This is a genomic window from Lactiplantibacillus modestisalitolerans (assembly GCF_005405425.1).
In the GTDB taxonomy this organism is placed as follows: domain Bacteria; phylum Bacillota; class Bacilli; order Lactobacillales; family Lactobacillaceae; genus Lactiplantibacillus; species Lactiplantibacillus modestisalitolerans.
In genome coordinates this window covers 167,886-187,379 of the sequence record NZ_BJEA01000003.1, presented here as the reverse complement: position 1 = coordinate 187,379, position 19,494 = coordinate 167,886, and the positions used below count along the sequence as shown (strand labels likewise).

Genomic DNA, 19,494 nt, shown 5'->3' with positions numbered 1-19,494 from the left:
TCATATTTTAACAAGCTTGTCCTAAGCATCTCAAAAAAAATTCCGTGACCCTAAACTAATCGTTCATAACTAGACCGTGGCGGGCGTTACCCGGGTTAATTCGTCGTAGTAAGCGGCGTAGGTCCCGTACGTATACGGCACTAACCAGAGTTGACCAATACCCGCCGTTAAAATGGAAAGTAGCGCCCACCCAATAAAACTGAGTTGCAAAACGAACAGCTGCCATTTGTGCCCGCGCATCAGTTGCCGGGAGCGGGTAATGGCATCACGAAAGCGCGGTTTGGGGCCACCTTGTGGAGTGGCCGCTACCATATCTTTATAAACGTAATAAGCTTGTGAATAGGCGTAAGCCTTAATAATGCCCGGAACGATTAATAAGCAACCCCACAGGATAATCAAAACGGTCCGGTAAATGATCAACCCAATGACGGACCAGCCGTATTGCCGCGTAAAAGCTACCGTGGCGTCACTAACGGGATGGATCGCTCGTTGCGGGTTCCGCACCCAATCTAACATACTGTAACTCGTTCCAATTTTAAACAGGGCGATCACTAGCCCAATGACCAGTTGCACGAGTAAAATCCCACTCAAAACGCCCCCCGCTAGTGTTAGATCAGCGATTGAAACGTGACTCAGCGCCTGAGTGACGTTGCCGGTGACATCCGGGGTGACGCTTAAATCCGTCCCGGACGAGCGCTGCTCGGAATAATCCGCTAAAATTTGAAAAATTGACAGTAAACTAACGACGATGCACAGGCCAATTGCCGACCGCCAGCGCCCCTTAAATAATTGCTTAATCTGCGTTTTTAGTTCTGCTCGAGTTTGCATACATCACCTAATTCCTTTCCTAAGCGTGCTACCGAATCTATTGTCGTTGATTACGCTGCATCCGTCAATCAACGGCCATAAAAAAGGCCGTGCCCAAAGTCACGACTTTTTCAATCCGTATTAAATTAAAGTTTTCCGCAAGACGACTACTGGCGCACCGGCCTCTTCAAACGGCCCGGCCGTGACGTGGTACCCGCAGTGTTCATAAAAGCCCTGCGCGGTTAATTCGCCATCAATCTGGGCCTGCTTAGCACCGTGAGCGATGGCCCAAGCTTCCGCTGCCATCAGCAGTTGTCGCCCAAGCCCCTGACCGCGATAGGCCTTCCGGGTACAAATCCGCCCAAACCGCATTACTTGCTGAGCTTGCGGTTCCAGGCGGAGCGTCGCTAGCGGCAAGCGTTTTTCCGAATACGCAACGGCGTACAGCCGCTCATCAGTATCCTTATCGTCAAACTCCAATTCAGCAGCGATTCCGCGCTCCTCAACAAACACCGCCTGCCGAAGTGCATAGGCCGCCGCTCGCTGGGGAGCTTCGTTTGAAAAAATTATTTCCATTATTTATACGCCTTATCAATATCCTTCAGCCAAGCTAACGCTAACGATTTATCACCTAAGTGGGTCCCGATTACCGGTCCAAAATAGGTTAAATCGATCGGCATATCGGGGTACTGCTGCTGCAGCTTCGCTTTCCAAGCCTGCGCTGCTTCTAAATTATTACCCTGAACGATAATGGCTCGCAGCGGATAATCCACCTTTGCCTGGGCTTCTTCAAATAGATGCTCAACGCGGGCCAGCGCCTTTTTCGTTGAGCGAACTTTTTCAAAAGCCACGATTTCGTGCTGCTCATCAAACGTTAGTAACGGCTTGATTCGTAGGACACTCCCGATGAACGCCGACGCATTGGATAACCGGCCACCGCGAACTAAATTTTGTAAATCATCCACGATAAAATATTCACCCATTGACGCCCGTAAATCGTCTAAACGCGCTAAAATTTCTTCAACGGTATGGCCCGCCTTAGCCATCCGCGCAGCTTCAATGGCTAAATACCCCATCAAGCGCACGGTGATTTGTGAATCATACGGGTACAATTTGATACCGTCTACCATACTACGCATGTTTAGGAGGCTATTATAAAAACCAGAAATGGTACTTGCCAAGTGAATACTGATCACGGCATCGTAACCTTGTTGACCTAAACGATTATAAAAATCAACCATTTCCCCAACGGGCGGTTGCGACGTACTTGGAAACGTCTTGAACGACTTCATGTTGGCGTAGAAATCCGCCGTCGTAATGTCAACGCCTTCCTGATATACTTTTCCATCTATAATAACCGGAATTGGCACAACGTGAATATCGTTGTCAGCGACCTCTTGCGGTGTCAAATAGCTGGTGCTGTCAGTAACAACAGCAATCTTCATGACATACACCTACTTCTCATCTTAAAGTCATACTTATCATCATAGCATACAGTATCATAGCATAAAATGACATCATAGCATAAAATGACCGGTGGGACTACCGAACCCCACCGATTCCATTACTGTTCGACCCGCTCAACTGATTTATTTAACCGGTTTAATAAAATTCGTAATAAGTTCTGTTCATCCTGGGGCCACTTATCAAAAACGGCAGCTTCAAATTGCTGGTAGTCCGTCCCGATTTGCGCTAACGCAGCTTCCCCGGTAGCCGTCATTGAATAGATCAGTTGCCGCCGGTCGCGACCTACCGCTTGCTTATCTAGGCATTCCTTTTTAACTAAGTTTGCAAGCTGGCGGCTCAGGGTGGACGTATCTAATTGCATGACGGCGGCCAGCTTTTCTTGCGTATCAGCTCCGGCTTGGAGCTGTAACAATAGTTGCCATTCCGCAACGGTAATCCCCTGCCGCTTGGTCATCGTTTTCAAAATGGCCGTTTGCTGTTTGGCAGCTGCAGCGAGTGCGGCTAAACTTGATTTCATTTCTACCAACCTCCCAAAAATAAGTCATCTGTATTATACAATAATCAGCCCGAGCGCGCGACTCTTTTTCAATTAAAATCCCGTTAAATTAGTTTTTGCATATACCATTAACTTTTCAAGCGTTAGTAACGTCCCTTACCGTAAACCGTTAGCTTGTGTTTCATAACCCGTAAACGGTATACTAGTAGGCGGTTGACCGCCATTGAACTGGCGGTCGGAACGAAATTCAACGAAAGCGAGTGATCACATGTCTTTTGATGGTTTATTCACCCACGCGATGGTCACCGAATTACATCAAAAATTAGTTGGTGGCCGGATTAGTAAAATCAACCAGCCATACCAAAATGAATTGATTTTAACCGTCCGGGCCAACCGCAAAAATTGGCCAGTCTTACTGTCCGCCGACCCAACGTACCCCCGCATCCAAATTACGCAGGTACCGTACGTCAATCCCGCAGTCCCAACCAACTTCGCCATGATGATGCGTAAATATCTCCAAGGCGCAATCGTGACGGACGTGCGTCAAGTCGATAATGACCGGGTCGTCCACTTAACACTCACGGCCCGTAACGAGCTTGGTGATGCAGAACAATTAACTTTAATTATTGAAATTATGGCCCGCCACAGTAACGTGATTTTAGTTGATCACCAAACCGGACGCATTTTAGACGCAATCAAGCGGATTGGGTCCGATCAAAATCGTTATCGTCTTTTACTACCAGGCGCAACGTACATCGAGCCGCCAAAACAGGATAAGCGCAATCCGTACGTGCCCAATCAGGATTACCGGGCCTTGGTCACCGAATTTCCGAACGAGGACGTCCTAGCCAAACAGTTGCAGCAACACTATCAAGGCTTTGGTCGTGATAGCGCCCAACAGTTAGCAGCGGATCTACACCAACCGGGTGATTTGGATCGTCATTACCAGGACTTCCTGGCACAATTTGATACTCCCCAGGCCACGTTATTAACGCTCGCCAACCATAAAACGATGTTCGCTGCCGGACCATTCAGTCGCTTTGGTCAAACAACGCGCACCTTTGATTCCCTGAGCGCATTGCTAGACTTCTATTACGCTGACGCCGCACAGCGCGAGCGGGTTCAGCAACAAGCCGGCAACTTAATTCGGGTCGTTCGCAACGATCTCAAGAAAAACCGGAACAAACTGAAAAAATTGCAAGCCACCCTCGCCAACACCAAAACCGCTGACGAATTACGCTTGAAGGGTGAAATTTTAACGACCTACTTAAATCAAGTTAAACGGGGCATGACGAGTATCACGCTCCCCGACTATTATCACGATAACGCGCCGCTTAAAATCAAATTGTCTAACCAATTATCACCGTCCCGCAACGCCCAAAAATACTTTGCGCGTTACCAAAAGCAAAAAAACGCGGTGATTTACGTCGGCGAACAAATTAAACTCACCGAGGCAGAAATTGACTACCTCGATAACGTCCACACGCAAATCGAGTTAGCCACCCCCGCCGACATCGCGGAAATTCGCGAAGAATTAGTTCAACAAGGTTACCTGAAGCAGAAGAAAATGAAGAAAAAGCAACGCAGTTCTCGCCGACCAAGTCAGCCACAGCAATTTATTGCCAGTGACGGCACGGAAATCTCGGTTGGTAAGAACAACCGGCAAAATGACCAGTTAACATTAAAAACTGCTCGTAAGAGCGACTACTGGTTACACACGCAGAAAATTCCGGGATCACACGTTATCATTCATAGTGAGCATCCGAGTGAACAAACCTTAACGGAAGCCGCCAACCTCGCGGCGTACTTCTCAAAGGCTCGTGATTCCGCGACCGTTCCGGTTGACTACGTTCAAGTTCGCCGAATTCGCAAACCAAACGGTGCCAAACCCGGCTTCGTTATTTACGAGGGCCAGCGAACATTGTACGTCTCGCCTAGTGCTGAACTCGTTGAACAACTGACGCCAACTAAATAGGTCTAAAAAAACGTCCGTCCAGATGAAACATTCCGTTCATCGGCCGGGCGTTTTGCTTTGCTAAATCAAGCCCAAAGCGCCTTGGCGTTTACCGTTATAATAAACGCCTAGTTTATATAACGTTTACAAAAATAGTAAACATATTTGATATAATTTTGTTTATCATTTAAATAAACATTATGTTCTCACTCTGTTTACAATTTTAGTCAACCCAACTATACTAATTTTAAAGGAGGTGTCCCCATGGACCTAACTAACTACACCCTGGCCGATTTAGAACGTGGCTGGCATCGTAACGACTCGCAACTAACCTGCAATTACTGTCAGGTTAGTTGGCCTTGTTCAACTGAAGCAGCCGTTATGCACGAACATTTGCAAGTCGTTCACGGCGGTAATCTCAGCCAACTGATTCACCTTGATGACCGGGCCAACACCCTAACAACTAAACAGCAAAACCTACTAATGGCCTTCGCGACCGGCATGAAAGACCAGGCGCTAGCCCAGCAATTTCAAGTTGCGGCCGCCACGATTCGGCACCAAAAGTTTACTTTTCGTGAGAAGGCTAAACGGGCCAAGCTATTCCTCGCAATTTACCAAAGCGTGACCCAGCAGGCAACGACCAGGCCAGCGCCCACTACGGCGGCCCCTGCACCCACGACGACCCAGAAAACGCAGATCAGTGCACAACCCAGCGCACCCGCCGAAATTTCCGTTAACCAACCGGCCGCGTCGACACCGCCCACTGATGAAACCCAAGCGGCCCAAATCTTACAAAACTACCTTGATTTTAGTGCCGAGCCCGTGCGATTAACCAAATGGCCAACTGAGGCCCGCGTTTTAACGGTTCTTTTACACCGGTTAGTCGTTGAGCTACCGGCTAATCAAGTGCTGACTGCCCAGACGCTCCGTCAGCGGTTGTCCCAACTATACTTTGACCCGATGACGTTGCAACGCGCGTTGCTTACAAGCGGCCTACTCGTCCGCGTCGGTTCCAATCAATTCCAACGACACTAGGCGTTTTTAATTGACGAGAAGCTACCGATTTTTTTAAACTAGGAATACCTTAACGAAACGGAAGTGGTGCTGATGAATCGTGCCCCGCAACTCCAACCCTTTGAAGCGTACCTCCAAGCACTGGCAACCGCGGAACAGCGTGACCAATTGACGACCGTCTTAAACTGGGTCGTTGCGACCTTTCCGCAATTAACGCCCCGCCTCGCCTGGAACCAGCCGATGTTTACCGACCACGGGACTTTCATCGTCGGCTTCAGTGCGGCTAAGCCACATTTTAACGTTGCCCTTGAAGCGCACACGCTTAACCATTTTCGGGCCGAAATTACCGCGAACGGTGACCGGGCGACTAAGATGCTCTGGCAAATCAATTATCATGCGCCCATCAATTGGGCCTTACTTGAAGCCACGATTCAATACAACTTAACTACCAAGGCGGACCATACTAAGTTTTGGCGCTAAGCTGTTAGTAAAAAAATGGCGCTGTACCAATTGGTATTGAAATTGCCGCCAGCAGCGGGTGTAACCGGTTGGCTGGAACACTGCGGGCATCGATTTGAGCTCACTCAGAAAAACCACTGAGCAATCTCAAATTCGAGCCTTATTCTAAGCCGGAAGAAATCCACTTCCAGCTAAGAATAATTTCGCAGTTGAGCCGTGGTTACACCCGCTGCTGGCTAGACTGGCTTTTATACTGGGTTTTACGGGTTAGTTTCAATTAATGAAGGTGGTCCTGCAGAATGGTTATTAAATTTAACGTAATCTTGCTTGCCTATTTTGGTAGTCATAACGTACTGATGAAAACTCAAGTAGTAGCTTTCTTAGTAGATCAGCACCAAATATCATAGACCCAAAAGTCAAACGGACGCGCAACCACGATTCAGTTGCGCGTCCGTTTTGACTTTAGGACTTTAAATTTTCGGTTCTGTACCACCGTAGACTAAGCAGATCAATTTGATACAAATAGATAGTTTACATAATTTTAATTTATCAAAGTTATGCTTGTTCATCCCAGTTTTTAATACTTTGAAACGCAAACTGGCCATCCGCAAAACTAAACTTCAACACGGCACAGTTACCCAAATAAATTCCCCGTTGCTTAATTTCTTCCGCCGTCAACCATTTCTGCAAAAACATGTGGATTGCTCCCGCATGACTAACCGCTAGCACCTGCTGATGATTGGGCCGTTCCATCACCTTGGTCAACGTCCGCACAACCCGCGCTTGAACTTGACGGTCGTTTTCACCACCATACTGCAGAAAGAAGTCACCGTGGTTATGCCTAACCGGGTCCGGTTGCGGGTTCAAGACCTCACTTTCACCCTCAAAAACTCCAAAGCCCCATTCTTTGATGCCCTTTAACCGCTCATACGGCATCTTCGTCACTAGTTCCAACGTATCGCTCGCCCGCTCCTGCGTAGAACAATAAGCGTGATCAAAACTAATTTGTTGGTCCTGAAAATATTGACCAACCCGCTTGGCCGAAGCAATTCCCTGCTCGGTGAGCGGTGAATCACAGGCCCCCTGAATGCGCTTTAGCCGATTAAAAAGTGTTTGTCCGTGACGCATTAAATATAACGTCTTTGCCAATTGAATCCCTGCTTTCCACTATCTATTAAAATAATCATAGCACACAATCATTTAACGACCCTAAAATCATTAAAAAAAGTGGTTGGCATTAGTCCGTAGACCAGTCCAACCACTTTAATAATCATTTGTTAATGCCAACTCAAAAGTCCGTATCCTCATTCCCGGCATTCAACGCCTCTAACGCCGACTTCAAAGTTTCCCCGTGCGCAATCACGGTCCCGGTCGCGTGACCGGGCTCGCCAGTAACTTCCTCTTCGTCATAAATCTGCAACTGATTATACGGGAACGTGTTCGCCTGAACGTAAATGGGCTTCAAGCGGTTAACATCCGGATAGTCGTACATCACCCGGGCTAGCGGTTCGCCCAATTTCACGTGCAGTAATAACCGCGTCACGCTTGAGCCACTGGCCTTGCTAATCAGTGCCATCATCGCAATACTCATTGGTTCGACGCTCGCCAACTGAAGCGCATCGTCTTTAATAGTGAGCCGGACAGTATACAAACCCGGCACCCCAAAAGCCAGCACGCGTTTTTGGATGTCTTCCTGCAACGCGGTGACGGCTTGGTTTTCAACCTTGTCACGAATTGGAAAAACGTTCACCGAACCGCGAACGTTAGAACGCAGGTTGTTGCCGGCGATAATTTCACTGATCCCAAAGATAGCAACGTCGGTCCCGTCCGTAATCACTTCAACCGCGGGCGAATCGTTCGTCTTGATCTGGCGGCGTGGCAAGTCGTTGTTAATCTGAATGACCTGGTAGCCGTCCGCTGCTAAGTGCTGACCCAGCCGGTAATCGTGGTACGTCGTAAAAATCAGGCTCGGCTTTTCAATCGCCAACACGTTTAAAATATCCGAATACTGCTTCGGCTCAACGTAACGCTTAGCCGCCAAGCGGGGGGTCATCGACACACTATTGGGGTTCGCGTTAATCAGAATTGGTTCGTAATCGGCCTTCTTCAAATAAAATAGTAACTGCGACACTAAGTAATCGTTTCCGTGGTTGGTCCCGATCCGGTTTGCGCCGGTCCCAATCACGATGACCCGCCGACCGGTTTGCTGGCGACTCTCATTATCAAATTCATAAGTTGAGTAATAGGTATTGGTTTGCTCAGTAAACTCACCAGCCGTCGGTTCAATTTCTTTAAACGTGACTTGAATTTCATTTTCTAGCGCAAATTGGTGAACCTTAGCCACGTCGGCGTGCCAAGCGTTGGCCGCATCTTCGTCCGTAAAGCCAAAGTACTTCGCACGGCCGAGGGCGTGAACGTCAAACGGCCGTTCACGCAAAGCCGCCTCAATTTCAATAATGTGACTTAGCTTATAGAAATAAAAAGCATCAATTTTAGTCAATTCGGCCAGTTCATCAATTTGATAGCCCCGGTTAAGGGCTTCGAGTAAAATTAGCATGCGGCCAGCCTGCGGATGAATTAAGCGCTGAATCAATTCACCTTCCGAATAGTTTTGCGGTCGGTTTGCGATGACGTGGTAGCGGGATTCGTCGGTCGCCCGCAGTCCCTTTAGCAGGGCCTCTTCCGTCGAACGACCCACCCCGATGACCGAACCAGTCGATTCGGCAACCGTATCCAACTGGTGGCTGACCCGCTTCAACACGTTAAACGGCCAAACTGGAATCCGACAAACAATGTGGTCGAGAACCGGTTCAATCAAGGCCGTTTGCTTCCGGTAATTACTTGGTAATTTAACTTCCGCTAGACTAATACCGACAACGAGGTTCGCCACCACCCGTGCTAGCGGGTAGCCGGTCGCCCGTGCAGCTAGGGCCATCGTCCGGTCAAAGTAAGGCGTTACCTTGATAACAAAGTACTGTTGCGTTGCCGGATCGAGCGCAAACTGAACGTGGCAGGCACCGACCAGTCGGAGCTTGCGCATGATTTTGAGGGTCGCGGTTCGAAATTGTTGGTATTCCTGATCGGTAATCGTTTGGGTCGGTGCAAAAACAATTGAGTCGGCCGAATGAATTCCGACCGGGTCAAAGTTTTCCATGCCACTAATCAGTAACGCCGTATCCTTAGGATCGCGCACCGCCACAAATTCAAGTTCCTTGTAGCCCACGATACTCTGTTCAACGATACACTGCTTGGTAGCCGACACCTTAAAGCCCATCGCCAACGCCGCTTCTAAGTCATCCTCGTCTTCACATAACTGGCGGCTAGCCTCTACCCGCGGCGCAACCGACTTAACGATTACCGGAAAGCCAACCTTCCGAATGACAGCAAACGCTTCGGCCGAACTTGCCACCACTTGTGACGCAATGACGGGCTCCCGAATTTCCTTTAGCCGGTTACTCATCAGGGCCGGGTTAACGATCATGTCAATGACTTCTTGACTCCACTGTAACAACCGGACCTGGTTATTTTTAAGAACGTTATTGCGAATCAGACCTTGAATCAAGTTAACCGTTTGGATGCCACCTAGCGACGGAATCAGCGCGTCCGGCTGTTCCACTTCAATAATCCGTGACAACGCCGCCACCGTCAGCGGTTCTAAGTAAACTTTATCGGCAAACTGATTTTCGGCCGCTACGGAATAGGCGTTGTTATCCACGAGCACGACCGCGATGCCGAGCTTCCGAATGGCGCTCCCAATTTGGGTTAGCGCCGCATCGTGTTGCCCTTCACGGCCAATGTCGTTATGGCCGGCACCGATAATCAGTACTTTTTGTAATGCTTGATTATTCACCAGACTGGCCCCCTTGCCTGTTGCATTGATTCCACGAATTCATCGAACACGTCGCGCGCTTCGATTGGACCGGGGGCGCCGTCCGGGAAAAATTGAACGGAGAAGGCGGGAAAGTCGCGGAAACGCAACCCTTGAATCGTCCCATCAATCAGATCCACAAAGGTCGTGATCAACTTATCGCGATCCACCGTATCCGGATCGACCACAAACCCCTGGCCCTGAGAAGCATAGATAATCTGATTGGTAATCACTTCCCGAATCGGGTGATTCGCACCGTGGTGTTCCGGCGCCAATTTCATAATTTGAGCCCCGTTCGCCATGGCGAACAGTTCATGCCCCAAGCCAATCGCAAACAATGGAATCCGATTCTGAATATTTTGAATCATCGTTAAAACACTCGCTGGTAAATCTTGCGGCTTGCCGGGGCCGGTCGAAAGGACCACGCCATCCGGATCCAAATTAATAATTTCCTCGGTCGTCGCCGTGTACGGCAAGACCGTAACGTTGCACCGGCGCTTACTGAGCTCCCGTAAAATACCGTGTTTTAAACCAAAGTCCACGACGACCACGTTCAAGCCAGTTCCGGGATTGGGAAACGGCTTGGGCGTTGCGACAGCCGCGACTTGTTGGTTCGTCAGCACGGTCGCACCTAACTGGTCAAAAGCGTGGGCATCCGCAACGTCCACAATACTAGCCTTCATCGGACCACTCGCCCGCAACTGTTTAGCCAGGTGGCGGGTATCGATGTGGCTGATCCCCGGAATGTTTTGCTGCTTCAAGTACTGATCTAGGGACCAACGCCGTTGCCGATTCGTTGAGATACTAGCCACGTCCCGTACGACAACCCCCTTAACGGTGGGTAAAATCGATTCGTAACTATCATGATTGATGCCGTAACTCCCAATCGTCGGCTGGGTAAATGCAATAATTTGATTATGATAGATTTGATTCGTAATAATTTCTTGATAGCCAGTCATACTCGTGTTGAAGACGATCTCACCAGTAGAAACGGCCGGTGACCCAAAGCCTTCGCCTAAATAAACGCTACCGTCTTCAAGAATTAAATAGCGGTCTGCCATTGCGATCCCTTCTCACTCTGTTAATCATTAACTAATAATTTCGATACCGTCATGACCATCCACTTCCGTGACGGAAACTTTAATCCGTTCCTGCGATGCGGTTGGAATATTCTTCCCAATGAAGTCCGCCCGGATCGGTAATTCCCGGTGACCGCGGTCAACTAACACGGCAAGCGAAATGCATTGGGGCCGGCCACCGCCCATTAAGGCGTCCAGGGCCGCGCGAATCGTGCGCCCCGTATACAAGACGTCGTCAACCAACACGACCTTCTTATCGGCGACGCTAAAATCAAGTTGATAGGCCACCGGGTTCTGGATCGCGTTTTGCGGCTGGTCATCCCGAAACGGGGTAATGTCGAGGGCCCCCACCGGAATCACCGCGTCTTCTAACTGGTGTAACCGTTCCGCAATGCGCTGGGCGACGTACACGCCCCGGGTTTTAATCCCCACTAACACGACGTCACGAATTCCCTTATTTTGTTCAATAATTTCATAGGTGATCCGGGTCAACGCCCGTTTCATCGCCATTGAATCCACCACTTCTTTTTGCATCTTGGACCTCCTAATAAAAAGTTGGCACGCCATCGCTAATTAAAACGGCCGGACAATCAGTGTCACGGCCGCCAAGGTAAGTTATTGTTAACAGTTTGCCTTTCAGGCTCACAGGGCCAAATTAAAGGGCGCTCATTACTGTTAGCCTAATGATTCAAATCAGTTTTGTCAAGCTTCTGCAAAAGCGCCTCAAAAATTGGCGGCAACGGCGCTTCAAAGGTCAATTGTTTCCCCGTCACCGGGTGTTTAAACCCGAGTAGTCGTGCGTGTAAAAACTGCCCGTTCCCACGAATCGTTTTCTTCGGTCCGTATAGCGGATCACCAACTAACGGATGCCCAATCGACTGCAAATGCACCCGAATCTGGTGCGTGCGGCCCGTTTCCAAGCGACAGCTGATTAGCGTGTAATGCTGGTAGCGCTTCAAGACCTTAAAATGGGTTACGGCTGGGCGACCGGTGGCCACAACGGCCTGCTTCTTACGGTCCTTTGGTGAACGTCCGAGGGGGGCGTTGATGGTCCCCGTTTCTTCCTTAATAACACCGTGCACGAGGGCGACGTATTCACGCAAGTTGGTCTTGGCTTTGAGTTGGGCCGCTAACGACCGGTGGGCCACGTCATTTTTGGCAACCATTAACAGGCCCGACGTATCCTTATCAATCCGGTGAACGATGCCGGGCCGCAGTTCCCCGTTGATCGTTGACAAGGGGCAGTGGTACAGTAAGGCGTTCACCAAGGTATGGTCCGGGTGCCCCGGTGCGGGGTGAACCACCATCCCCTGGGGCTTATTGACCACCAGCACGTCGTCGTCTTCGTACACAATGTCCAACGGAATTTTTTCTGGGACCAACTCAATTGCCCGTGGCGTCTGGGCCGCAATCATTACTTGATCACCCGCTTGAACTTTGTATTTGCTGGTAACGACCTGACCATTGACGGTCACCTGCTCAGTTTTAATTAAGCGATCGAGTTGTGAACGTGTATAGACCGTTTGTAAACTCGCCACGACCTTATCCAACCGGCCCGTCTCCGTCGTAATCGTGAATTGTTGTGCTTCCGTCTCTCCTGCCAAACTAACGGCCCCTTCCACTAATCAAAGCTATCGTCCCGTAAGACGCCAATCAAAATTAAAAGCACGCCGACCGTTAAGCAAGTGTCGGCAAAGTTAAAAATTGGAAAATTAATAAAATCTAGTTGCACCATATCAACGACGTAGCCGACCCGAACCCGGTCAATGAAATTGCCCAACGTCCCAGCAATCATTAAAATAATGCCGTACTCGTATAGCCGGTGGCCCCGTAAGCGCCGTAATAAGTAAACCATGACGCCCAGAGCAACAATCGAAATGACGTAAAAAAAGCCCATTTTACCTTCCAAAATGCTCCAAGCAGCCCCATTATTATGTAAATTTGTTAATGATAATAATCCCGGCACCACCGTAGCGGTCGCTCCGAGTGGAATTTGATTGACAATGGCTACTTTAATCGCCTGATCAATGACGACTAAGCCAAACATTAATACCCAATAGATCCACATAAACTCGTCCTCACATTTCGCTAAGCTGTTTTCAATTATACCAAAAGAAGCCCGTTCTGTGGGCACAACGCCCCGGTCACAATAAAAAGCTACCGCCAAGCGCAACCAAAGTGCAACCCGGCGGTAGCTGTTAAATTTGCTTGGTTTGTCAGGCCCGCTTAACCACCGTTACTAAGTCGGCAATAGCGCAACCCCCAAAGCAAGCACCGTTTCATTTAGAACAGACCCGAAATCTTACCATCATCACTAATATCCATGTCAAGTGCAGCCGGATGCTTTGGTAGCCCCGGCATCGTTAAGACGTTGCCGGTTAAGGCGACGATAAAGCCCGCCCCTAGCTTCGGCACAAACTCGCGCACGTTAATTGTAAAACCACTTGGCGCCCCTAACAGTTTCGGGTTATCACTAAGCGAATACTGGGTTTTAGCCATGCAGACGGGCAACTGATCCCAACCCCGCTTAGCAAACGTTCGTAACTGCCGCTTAGCCTTAGCCGAATAGGCGACCTTGGCGCCCCCGTAAGTTTTCTCAACGATGGCTTGAATCTTATCCTCCAGCGGCGCATCCGCTGGCGATAAGGGGGTAAAATCACTCGGTTGGTCACATAATTTAACCACGGCCCGCGCTAAGTCGGTCGCGCCAGCCCCACCTTGACCCCAAACATCCGCCAAAACGGCTTCCACTCCGAGGTCCGCACAGTAATCCTTAACCGCTTGAATCTCGGCCGGCGTGTCAGCCGTAAACTGGTTAATGGCAACTACGACCGGAACGCCATAACGCTGCATCGCCCGCACGTGGTGCCCGAGGTTGGCCGCACCAGCCTGCAATGCTGCTACGTTTTCCGCATTTAAATCGGCTAGGGCGACCCCACCGTGCATCTTTAATGCCCGAATCGTCGCGACAATCACCACGGCATTCGGCGCCTGACCCACGGCAGGCACGTTAATATCCATAAACTTTTCGCCACCGAGGTCGGCCCCGAAGCCCGCTTCCGTCACCGTGTAGTCGGCTAAGTTTAACCCGGCCTGCGTCGCCAGTACACTGTTACAGCCGTGTGCAATGTTCGCAAACGGACCACCGTGAACGAAGGCGGGTGTGTGGGCCAGCGTCTGCACTAAGTTCGGCCGCAGCGCGTCCTTTAGTAGCAGGGCAATCGCGCCGCCAACCTTTAAATCGGCCACCGTCACGGGTTGGCGGTCATGCGTGTATCCAATCACGATTCGGTTGATGCGCCGCTTTAAATCCGCAATGTTTTCCGACAAACAGAGAATGGCCATTAATTCACTCGCAACGGTAATATCAAACCCGTCTTCGCGCGGAACGCCCGACGTTGGGCCGCCCAAACCAATCATGGTATGACGCAGCGCCCGGTCATTAATGTCCAGCGCACGCTTCCATTGAATCCGCCGTTGATCAATTCCCAGCTCGTTGCCCTGTTGAATATGATTATCGATCAAGGCCGCCAACGTATTATTGGCCGCAGTCAAGGCGTGCATATCACCCGTAAAGTGTAGGTTGATGTCTTCCATCGGAATCACTTGCGAGTAACCACCACCCGTGGCGCCACCCTTCATCCCCATTACGGGACCCAGGGACGGCTCGCGCAACGCAATGATCGTGGACTCACCAATCTTAGTCAGGGCGTCGCCTAACCCGATTGTGACCGTCGACTTACCCTCGCCCGCCGGCGTTGGGTTAATCGACGTCACCAAAATCAACTTGCGCTTCGTATCCTTAACCGGTAGTGGTAACTTAACTTTGGCCTTAGCACTACCATACTGATCGATTTGATCACTCGTTAAACCGGCTTTAGCCGCAATCTCCGTAATCGGTTGTGGCGTCACCGCTTGTGCGATTTCAATATCTTTCACTATCAGAACGCTCCTTTTTCAATTTGCTTAGTTCCATTATACTGATTTTGAAGCAAATATGAACATTAATTCGTCTTTTAATTTATTTTGTTCGGTTATTCATCAACTTGGACCCGTTTAATCAGGGCGTCGCGGTCCTTTCTTCGCATTAGAAAGTGATAGGTGTTGCCATCGATTTGAACTTGAAGGCCCCCGCGGCTCGGCGCAATTAATTCCAACTGGTCCCGCGGAATCACGAGCCAAGCATGATTCAGGACCGTACTAAAAATCATTAAATTACGGTCAACGGAGACGCGGCGTAACCCAATTTGTAACCCGACCAGGCCAAAAAAGAGGAGCGCAATCAGCACAAATAGCCACTTAAATTTCATTATTTCTAGCCATAAAATGACGCCCAGCGCGCCCACGAGGATGGTCCAGGACCAAACGATTAGACTTGACGTCCAATTTGGTTGATACTTAAACGTGTACTTCTCATTATTCACGATAAAAAATCCTTTCATCTTAGGGAGTGAACCACAATGCAACTTTATACTGACGCCGCACTGGCCCCTAAAAGTGGTCGTTGTGCGGCGGGAATGCTGCTGATTAACGCGGGGCACCAGTCCCCCTACAAGCAAGCACTACCCGCCACCGATAATCATACCGCAGAATTTCTGGCGGCAATTGCGGGGTTTAAAATCTTAATTGATACTTATGGTCCGAACCAAACGGTCTTCTTTTATACCGATAGCCAGATTGTCGCTGAAAGTGTCGATAAAGCTTATAGTAAACACTACGCGGTCGAGCTGGCAACCCTGCTCAACTTGCAGGACCAATGCCAATTAGTCGTCACGCAATGGATCGCCGAGAGCGCCAATCGCGGCGCCCACCAGTTAGCCCAACAGGCCCTTCACCAAAATTAATCACCCGGTTGTAAATACGTTTCAATCGGTAACTGGTATTGATCCCAGTCGGTTTGCTGCCCCGTTTGAACGTAATCAGCTAGCAGTTTTCCGATCATTGGCCCGGTTGTTAATCCGGACGAACCTAACCCACTCGCCACTAAAATATGCGGATTGTCTGGTAGGGGACCAAAGAACGGCGCAAAGTCACGCGTATAGGCCCGCGTACCAACCTTAACGCGACTAATCTGCGAGTACTGTAAGTCACGATCTAGTTGGGACGCACTCGCAAACAAATCCTTTTCAACCAGCGACGAAACTTGCAAGTCGTATCCCTGATCATTTTCATGGGTCGCGCCCACCACTAACTTACTGCGGGTAAATGGAATAAAGTCCCGCTCCCCCTCCGGCATCAAGACGGGCACATCATCGCTCCAGGACTGGGGGAGGTCAAATTCAATCAGTTGGCCCTTTTGGGGGCGAACATCCGCGACTAACTTCATCGGCAACAGGAGTGGCTTTAACCAGGCTCCGACCGCTAAAATTAACGTATCGTACTGCTGCTGCCCGTTTGGCGTCAACAACTGCCCCTGATCACCTAAGCGGACCTTTCCCTTATGCCGAACGAGGTTGCGTTTCTCGGCGTATTTTAACAGGTGGTGGGCAAACCGCTCACCATCAACGCGGGCCCCACCACTAATAAAGATGCCGGGGTCGGCCGTGGTTAGTAACGGAATCCGGTCCTGCACCGCCTGCGCGGACAACTTCGTGATCGTCCCAATTTGGGGCGCCGCTTGCCGCCGTTCCTGCGCTAGTTGGTACAATGCTTCCACGTCAGCCGCCGTTCGCCGCGTTACGATGGTCCCACATTGCTGGTACACCGAAACGCCCAGCTGCGTATCCGCGACAATTTGCGGGTACAGGGCCGCCCCCGCCTTAGCTAGGCGGTACCAGCGCTGATTACGGCGTTTCGACAACCACGGTGAGATGATTCCCGCCGCGTTTTTAGTCGCCTGACCAATCCCGTCGTCGTACATGGTGACCGTTAACGTCGGATCCGCACTTAAATAGTACGCCGTTACGGCACCGACAATCCCACTCCCAATAATCGTTACTTGTTTTCGCATTGCTACGCCTCCAAGACTTAGTCTAATCCTATTTTAGCATACCGCACCCGGTTGACGGCATCGGAGCTCGGTTGATTATGTTCAACTTACCCCAGTTCTTTAAAAAAGTGCCAAATTTTAAGAAACCGTCACATTTTAACCACAACTTCGGCCTACACTAGTTAGTGATGCACGACTATATTTAATTAAAGGACTTATTGCAATGTTACTTACCGTTATTCTATTACTGATTCTCTTAGCCGCCTTCATCATTTGGATGCAGTGGCAAAATTGGCACCATCCGTACATTCAACCCGCCCAACCGCTGGGGCTACGCGCTCAGTATGCGTTTGCGCACCGCGTTGTGCGGACGACTTTAACCCGACCACGGGATCGCTGGGTCGCCGGCTTAAGTGGCGGTAGTTGGCTTCTCGGTGCGGTGCTCCTGATCATTAGTGGCATCATCGTTGAAACCAAATTGGCCCTGCTGATTTTTCCAACCGGCGCCGCTTTAACGAGCGTTATCCTGCTACTGATCGGGCTCCCCCTGATTCAGGTGGCCGCTCTGGTCTACCCAGGCTACGTTTACCGGCAATTACAAGCCGCTCCTAATCATTCTGCTTGGACCCTCGCGGAAAACAAGACCTTGAAACGCTACCGGTGGCACCAGGTCCTCAGTAGCCTCGCCCTAGCACTAGCCATTCTAATTATTTGGATTGCCCGGGCCGTTTCCATTAGTACGATCCCGGCCCTGGTACTTGAATACTTACTACTGACAACGGCATTGGCAATTCCGACGATTGCGCTTTGTACGGCTCTCATTCAAATTCCGTACTTACTTGCCAATCGCTGGTTAACCGCAACCAAGGCGCACCGGGGTACGGTCGGCTACCAAGCGGACCGCGCCCTTCGGCAACAAGTTCCCGCTTTAAAGCAACCGTTACGGCTGGTTTACGCTAGCCGGCTCGTGGCCCTAGCCTTCGGACTGGCCGCTTTCTGGGTCGTTTACCGCAACCTCTGGGCCCCAGCCTTTAGCGTGGACTATTCGGCCGTCATTCCCGCCGCGATTGACGCGCTGATTGCCCTCATCCTAGTTGCACTGATTGCGCGTAGCTGGCCTACCCGGCGTTACCAAGCCCTACAACAGCTACCGCACCTTGAACAACTTCCTTTGACCATCTCGGACGAGGCCCAGTTCAAGCGCTACCAGTACCATGCTAACTGTGCCCGCTTTAGCGTGGGGTTACTTTGGATTCTCGGTTGGCTTGCAGCGGTTGCGTCTTACTATTACTTCTACTAAGCAAACGCGCTAAAAATGGGTGCTGTACCAATTGGTGTTGGGATTGCCGCCAGTAACGGGTGTAACCGGTTGGCTGGAACACTGCGGGCATCGATTTGAGCTCACTCAGAAAACCGCTGAGCAATCTCAAATTCGAGCCTTATTCTAAGCCGGAAGCAACCCACTTCCGACTAAGAATAATTTCGCAGTTGAGCCATGGTTACACCCACTACTAGCTAGACTGGACTTGATACAAAGTTCCACAACTTACTTTAGCAAATCCCAATTAATGAAACTGATTCCGCAAAACGGTTACTTAATTAAAGTTAATATGCTCTTGCTTATTTTGGTAGCCACAGCGAATTTAATTAACATTCAAATAGCGCTCTTCTTAGCAGATTAACACCATCTATCATAGAACCTTAAAAATGGGTGCTGACCACTTGACCGGTCAGCACCCATTTTTAGTTTTAATGCCCCGCAACAAACGCGCCGAGAAACGGCTCCGTCTGCGCAGCTTGATAAAAGGCTTGCGGTTGGTAGCACTTTATTCGGTGCTGATGCAACCACAGGACGTTAAACGCGTCAAAGGCAGCCACGTCGCGACTATCATGCGTGATCACCAAGTAAGTCCGCTCCGAATGCGCCCGCATCCCCGCAAATAGGCGCTGGACATTTTGACGATCAATCGCGGCAGTCGGCTCATCCAAGACCACTAGCTGGCGGTCAACTTGCAAAAAGAGCAATAGTTGCACGAGTTTCCGCTGACCACCCGATAATTGCCCGTAGCGTTGCTGCCAAAGGGGCGTCAGAAACGTCAACGTTGCGGCATCGACCCGCTTTTGTAACCGTGCTAACGTTAAATGGCGTTCCCCGTACTCAATCCCGAGCACGAGTTGCGCCACATCGCAAACCCGCACCGACGACAACATTGGCAATTGCTGGTTTAAGTAGATTGCTTGCCAAGTGAGGGCCAAGTTGCTCGGCCGACTACCGGTTAAGATGTCCGCTAGCGTTGTTTTCCCCGCCCCGTTTTCACCGATTAAAAAATTAACGCCCGGCGACTGTAAGCTAAAGCTCACGTCGTCGAAAAAGACGGCCTTCGTGCGCGGAAAACCATACGTTAAGTGTTGAATGTTCAT

Annotated in this window: 19 protein-coding genes; 5 read left to right on the top strand and 14 right to left on the bottom strand. The window is 50.1% G+C overall.

Features of this window, described 5'->3' with window-relative positions:
• Positions 1–69 precede the first annotated feature (69 nt).
• From FFM79_RS02595 to FFM79_RS02580, 4 genes are all read right to left on the bottom strand, one after another.
• Positions 70–828: a DUF975 family protein gene (locus tag FFM79_RS02595; RefSeq protein WP_137641906.1), complete on the bottom strand. Its 759-nt coding sequence runs from the start codon at positions 826–828 to the stop codon at positions 70–72.
• A gap of 120 nt (positions 829–948) precedes the next feature.
• Positions 949–1,383, bottom strand: a complete 435-nt coding sequence (locus tag FFM79_RS02590; RefSeq protein ID WP_137641905.1) for a GNAT family N-acetyltransferase — start codon at positions 1,381–1,383, stop codon at positions 949–951.
• Positions 1,383–2,252, bottom strand: coding sequence for a DegV family protein (locus tag FFM79_RS02585; protein WP_137641904.1), 870 nt, complete (start codon positions 2,250–2,252; stop codon positions 1,383–1,385). Before FFM79_RS02585 ends, FFM79_RS02590 begins: the two co-directional genes overlap by 1 nt.
• 119 nt (positions 2,253–2,371) lie before the next feature.
• The gene (locus tag FFM79_RS02580; RefSeq protein ID WP_137641903.1) at positions 2,372–2,791 is read right to left on the bottom strand and encodes a MarR family winged helix-turn-helix transcriptional regulator; all 420 of its coding nucleotides are present in this window, start codon (positions 2,789–2,791) and stop codon (positions 2,372–2,374) included.
• Positions 2,792–3,038: 247 nt separating this feature from the next.
• Between FFM79_RS02580 and FFM79_RS02575 the strand changes: the two genes are divergently transcribed.
• The 3 genes from FFM79_RS02575 (at position 3,039) to FFM79_RS02565 (ending at position 6,218) form a co-directional block, all read left to right on the top strand.
• Positions 3,039–4,745, top strand: coding sequence for an NFACT RNA binding domain-containing protein (locus FFM79_RS02575; protein WP_137641902.1), 1,707 nt, complete (start codon positions 3,039–3,041; stop codon positions 4,743–4,745).
• 243 nt (positions 4,746–4,988) lie between these two features.
• Positions 4,989–5,759 carry a DUF2087 domain-containing protein gene (locus tag FFM79_RS02570; RefSeq protein ID WP_137641901.1) on the top strand — a complete coding sequence of 257 codons (771 nt, stop codon included), beginning with the start codon at positions 4,989–4,991 and terminating at the stop codon, positions 5,757–5,759.
• Between the two features lie 72 nt (positions 5,760–5,831).
• Complete coding sequence (locus tag FFM79_RS02565; protein WP_137641900.1) at positions 5,832–6,218, top strand: iron chaperone; 387 nt, start codon at positions 5,832–5,834, stop codon at positions 6,216–6,218.
• Between the two features lie 534 nt (positions 6,219–6,752).
• On the opposite strand, the gene FFM79_RS02560 is transcribed toward FFM79_RS02565, so the two are convergent.
• The 8 genes from FFM79_RS02560 to FFM79_RS02525 all read right to left on the bottom strand — a co-directional run bounded on the left by FFM79_RS02560 (position 6,753) and on the right by FFM79_RS02525 (position 15,568).
• Positions 6,753–7,346 carry a histidine phosphatase family protein gene (locus FFM79_RS02560; protein WP_137641899.1) on the bottom strand — a complete coding sequence of 198 codons (594 nt, stop codon included), beginning with the start codon at positions 7,344–7,346 and terminating at the stop codon, positions 6,753–6,755.
• A 139-nt stretch (positions 7,347–7,485) separates the two neighbouring features.
• The gene (locus FFM79_RS02555; protein WP_137641898.1) at positions 7,486–10,047 is read right to left on the bottom strand and encodes an ATP-binding protein; all 2,562 of its coding nucleotides are present in this window, start codon (positions 10,045–10,047) and stop codon (positions 7,486–7,488) included.
• A complete protein-coding gene (locus tag FFM79_RS02550) occupies positions 10,044–11,126 on the bottom strand; it encodes a carbamoyl phosphate synthase small subunit (RefSeq protein ID WP_137641897.1) in 1,083 nt (360 codons plus the stop codon). Before FFM79_RS02550 ends, FFM79_RS02555 begins: the two co-directional genes overlap by 4 nt.
• 27 nt (positions 11,127–11,153) lie before the next feature.
• Complete coding sequence (gene pyrR, locus FFM79_RS02545; RefSeq protein ID WP_137641896.1) at positions 11,154–11,678, bottom strand: bifunctional pyr operon transcriptional regulator/uracil phosphoribosyltransferase PyrR; 525 nt, start codon at positions 11,676–11,678, stop codon at positions 11,154–11,156.
• Positions 11,679–11,824: 146 nt separating this feature from the next.
• Positions 11,825–12,748, bottom strand: coding sequence for an RluA family pseudouridine synthase (locus tag FFM79_RS02540; protein WP_137641895.1), 924 nt, complete (start codon positions 12,746–12,748; stop codon positions 11,825–11,827).
• Positions 12,749–12,765: 17 nt separating this feature from the next.
• Entirely contained in the window at positions 12,766–13,212 is a 447-nt protein-coding gene (lspA, locus tag FFM79_RS02535; protein WP_137641894.1) for a signal peptidase II, read from the bottom strand.
• Between the two features lie 215 nt (positions 13,213–13,427).
• Positions 13,428–15,083, bottom strand: a complete 1,656-nt coding sequence (locus FFM79_RS02530; protein ID WP_137641893.1) for a formate--tetrahydrofolate ligase — start codon at positions 15,081–15,083, stop codon at positions 13,428–13,430.
• Between the two features lie 95 nt (positions 15,084–15,178).
• The gene (locus tag FFM79_RS02525) at positions 15,179–15,568 is read right to left on the bottom strand and encodes an EbsA family protein (protein WP_137641892.1); all 390 of its coding nucleotides are present in this window, start codon (positions 15,566–15,568) and stop codon (positions 15,179–15,181) included.
• Positions 15,569–15,604: 36 nt separating this feature from the next.
• Between FFM79_RS02525 and FFM79_RS02520 the strand changes: the two genes are divergently transcribed.
• Positions 15,605–15,988: a ribonuclease HI family protein gene (locus tag FFM79_RS02520; RefSeq protein ID WP_137641891.1), complete on the top strand. Its 384-nt coding sequence runs from the start codon at positions 15,605–15,607 to the stop codon at positions 15,986–15,988.
• On the opposite strand, the gene FFM79_RS02515 is transcribed toward FFM79_RS02520, so the two are convergent.
• The gene (locus FFM79_RS02515; RefSeq protein ID WP_137641890.1) at positions 15,985–17,094 is read right to left on the bottom strand and encodes an NAD(P)/FAD-dependent oxidoreductase; all 1,110 of its coding nucleotides are present in this window, start codon (positions 17,092–17,094) and stop codon (positions 15,985–15,987) included. The two genes, FFM79_RS02520 and FFM79_RS02515, sit on opposite strands and share 4 nt — an antisense overlap.
• A gap of 202 nt (positions 17,095–17,296) precedes the next feature.
• Between FFM79_RS02515 and FFM79_RS02510 the strand changes: the two genes are divergently transcribed.
• Positions 17,297–18,373: a hypothetical protein gene (locus tag FFM79_RS02510; protein WP_137641889.1), complete on the top strand. Its 1,077-nt coding sequence runs from the start codon at positions 17,297–17,299 to the stop codon at positions 18,371–18,373.
• 449 nt (positions 18,374–18,822) lie between these two features.
• Here the strand turns inward: FFM79_RS02510 and FFM79_RS02505 are convergent, their stop codons facing one another.
• Positions 18,823–19,494, bottom strand: a complete 672-nt coding sequence (locus FFM79_RS02505) for an ATP-binding cassette domain-containing protein (RefSeq protein WP_137641888.1) — start codon at positions 19,492–19,494, stop codon at positions 18,823–18,825.

Coding starts and splice junctions, on each gene's coding strand:
- FFM79_RS02595 (WP_137641906.1), bottom strand. CDS start 828: ATGCAAACTCGAGCAGAACTAAAAACGCAGATTAAGCAATTATTTAAG.
- FFM79_RS02590 (WP_137641905.1), bottom strand. CDS start 1,383: ATGGAAATAATTTTTTCAAACGAAGCTCCCCAGCGAGCGGCGGCCTAT.
- FFM79_RS02585 (WP_137641904.1), bottom strand. CDS start 2,252: ATGAAGATTGCTGTTGTTACTGACAGCACCAGCTATTTGACACCGCAA.
- FFM79_RS02580 (WP_137641903.1), bottom strand. CDS start 2,791: ATGAAATCAAGTTTAGCCGCACTCGCTGCAGCTGCCAAACAGCAAACG.
- FFM79_RS02575 (WP_137641902.1), top strand. CDS start 3,039: ATGTCTTTTGATGGTTTATTCACCCACGCGATGGTCACCGAATTACAT.
- FFM79_RS02570 (WP_137641901.1), top strand. CDS start 4,989: ATGGACCTAACTAACTACACCCTGGCCGATTTAGAACGTGGCTGGCAT.
- FFM79_RS02565 (WP_137641900.1), top strand. CDS start 5,832: ATGAATCGTGCCCCGCAACTCCAACCCTTTGAAGCGTACCTCCAAGCA.
- FFM79_RS02550 (WP_137641897.1), bottom strand. CDS start 11,126: ATGGCAGACCGCTATTTAATTCTTGAAGACGGTAGCGTTTATTTAGGC.
- pyrR (WP_137641896.1), bottom strand. CDS start 11,678: ATGCAAAAAGAAGTGGTGGATTCAATGGCGATGAAACGGGCGTTGACC.
- lspA (WP_137641894.1), bottom strand. CDS start 13,212: ATGTGGATCTATTGGGTATTAATGTTTGGCTTAGTCGTCATTGATCAG.
- FFM79_RS02520 (WP_137641891.1), top strand. CDS start 15,605: ATGCAACTTTATACTGACGCCGCACTGGCCCCTAAAAGTGGTCGTTGT.
- FFM79_RS02515 (WP_137641890.1), bottom strand. CDS start 17,094: ATGCGAAAACAAGTAACGATTATTGGGAGTGGGATTGTCGGTGCCGTA.
- FFM79_RS02510 (WP_137641889.1), top strand. CDS start 17,297: ATGTTACTTACCGTTATTCTATTACTGATTCTCTTAGCCGCCTTCATC.
- FFM79_RS02505 (WP_137641888.1), bottom strand. CDS start 19,494: ATGAACATTCAACACTTAACGTATGGTTTTCCGCGCACGAAGGCCGTC.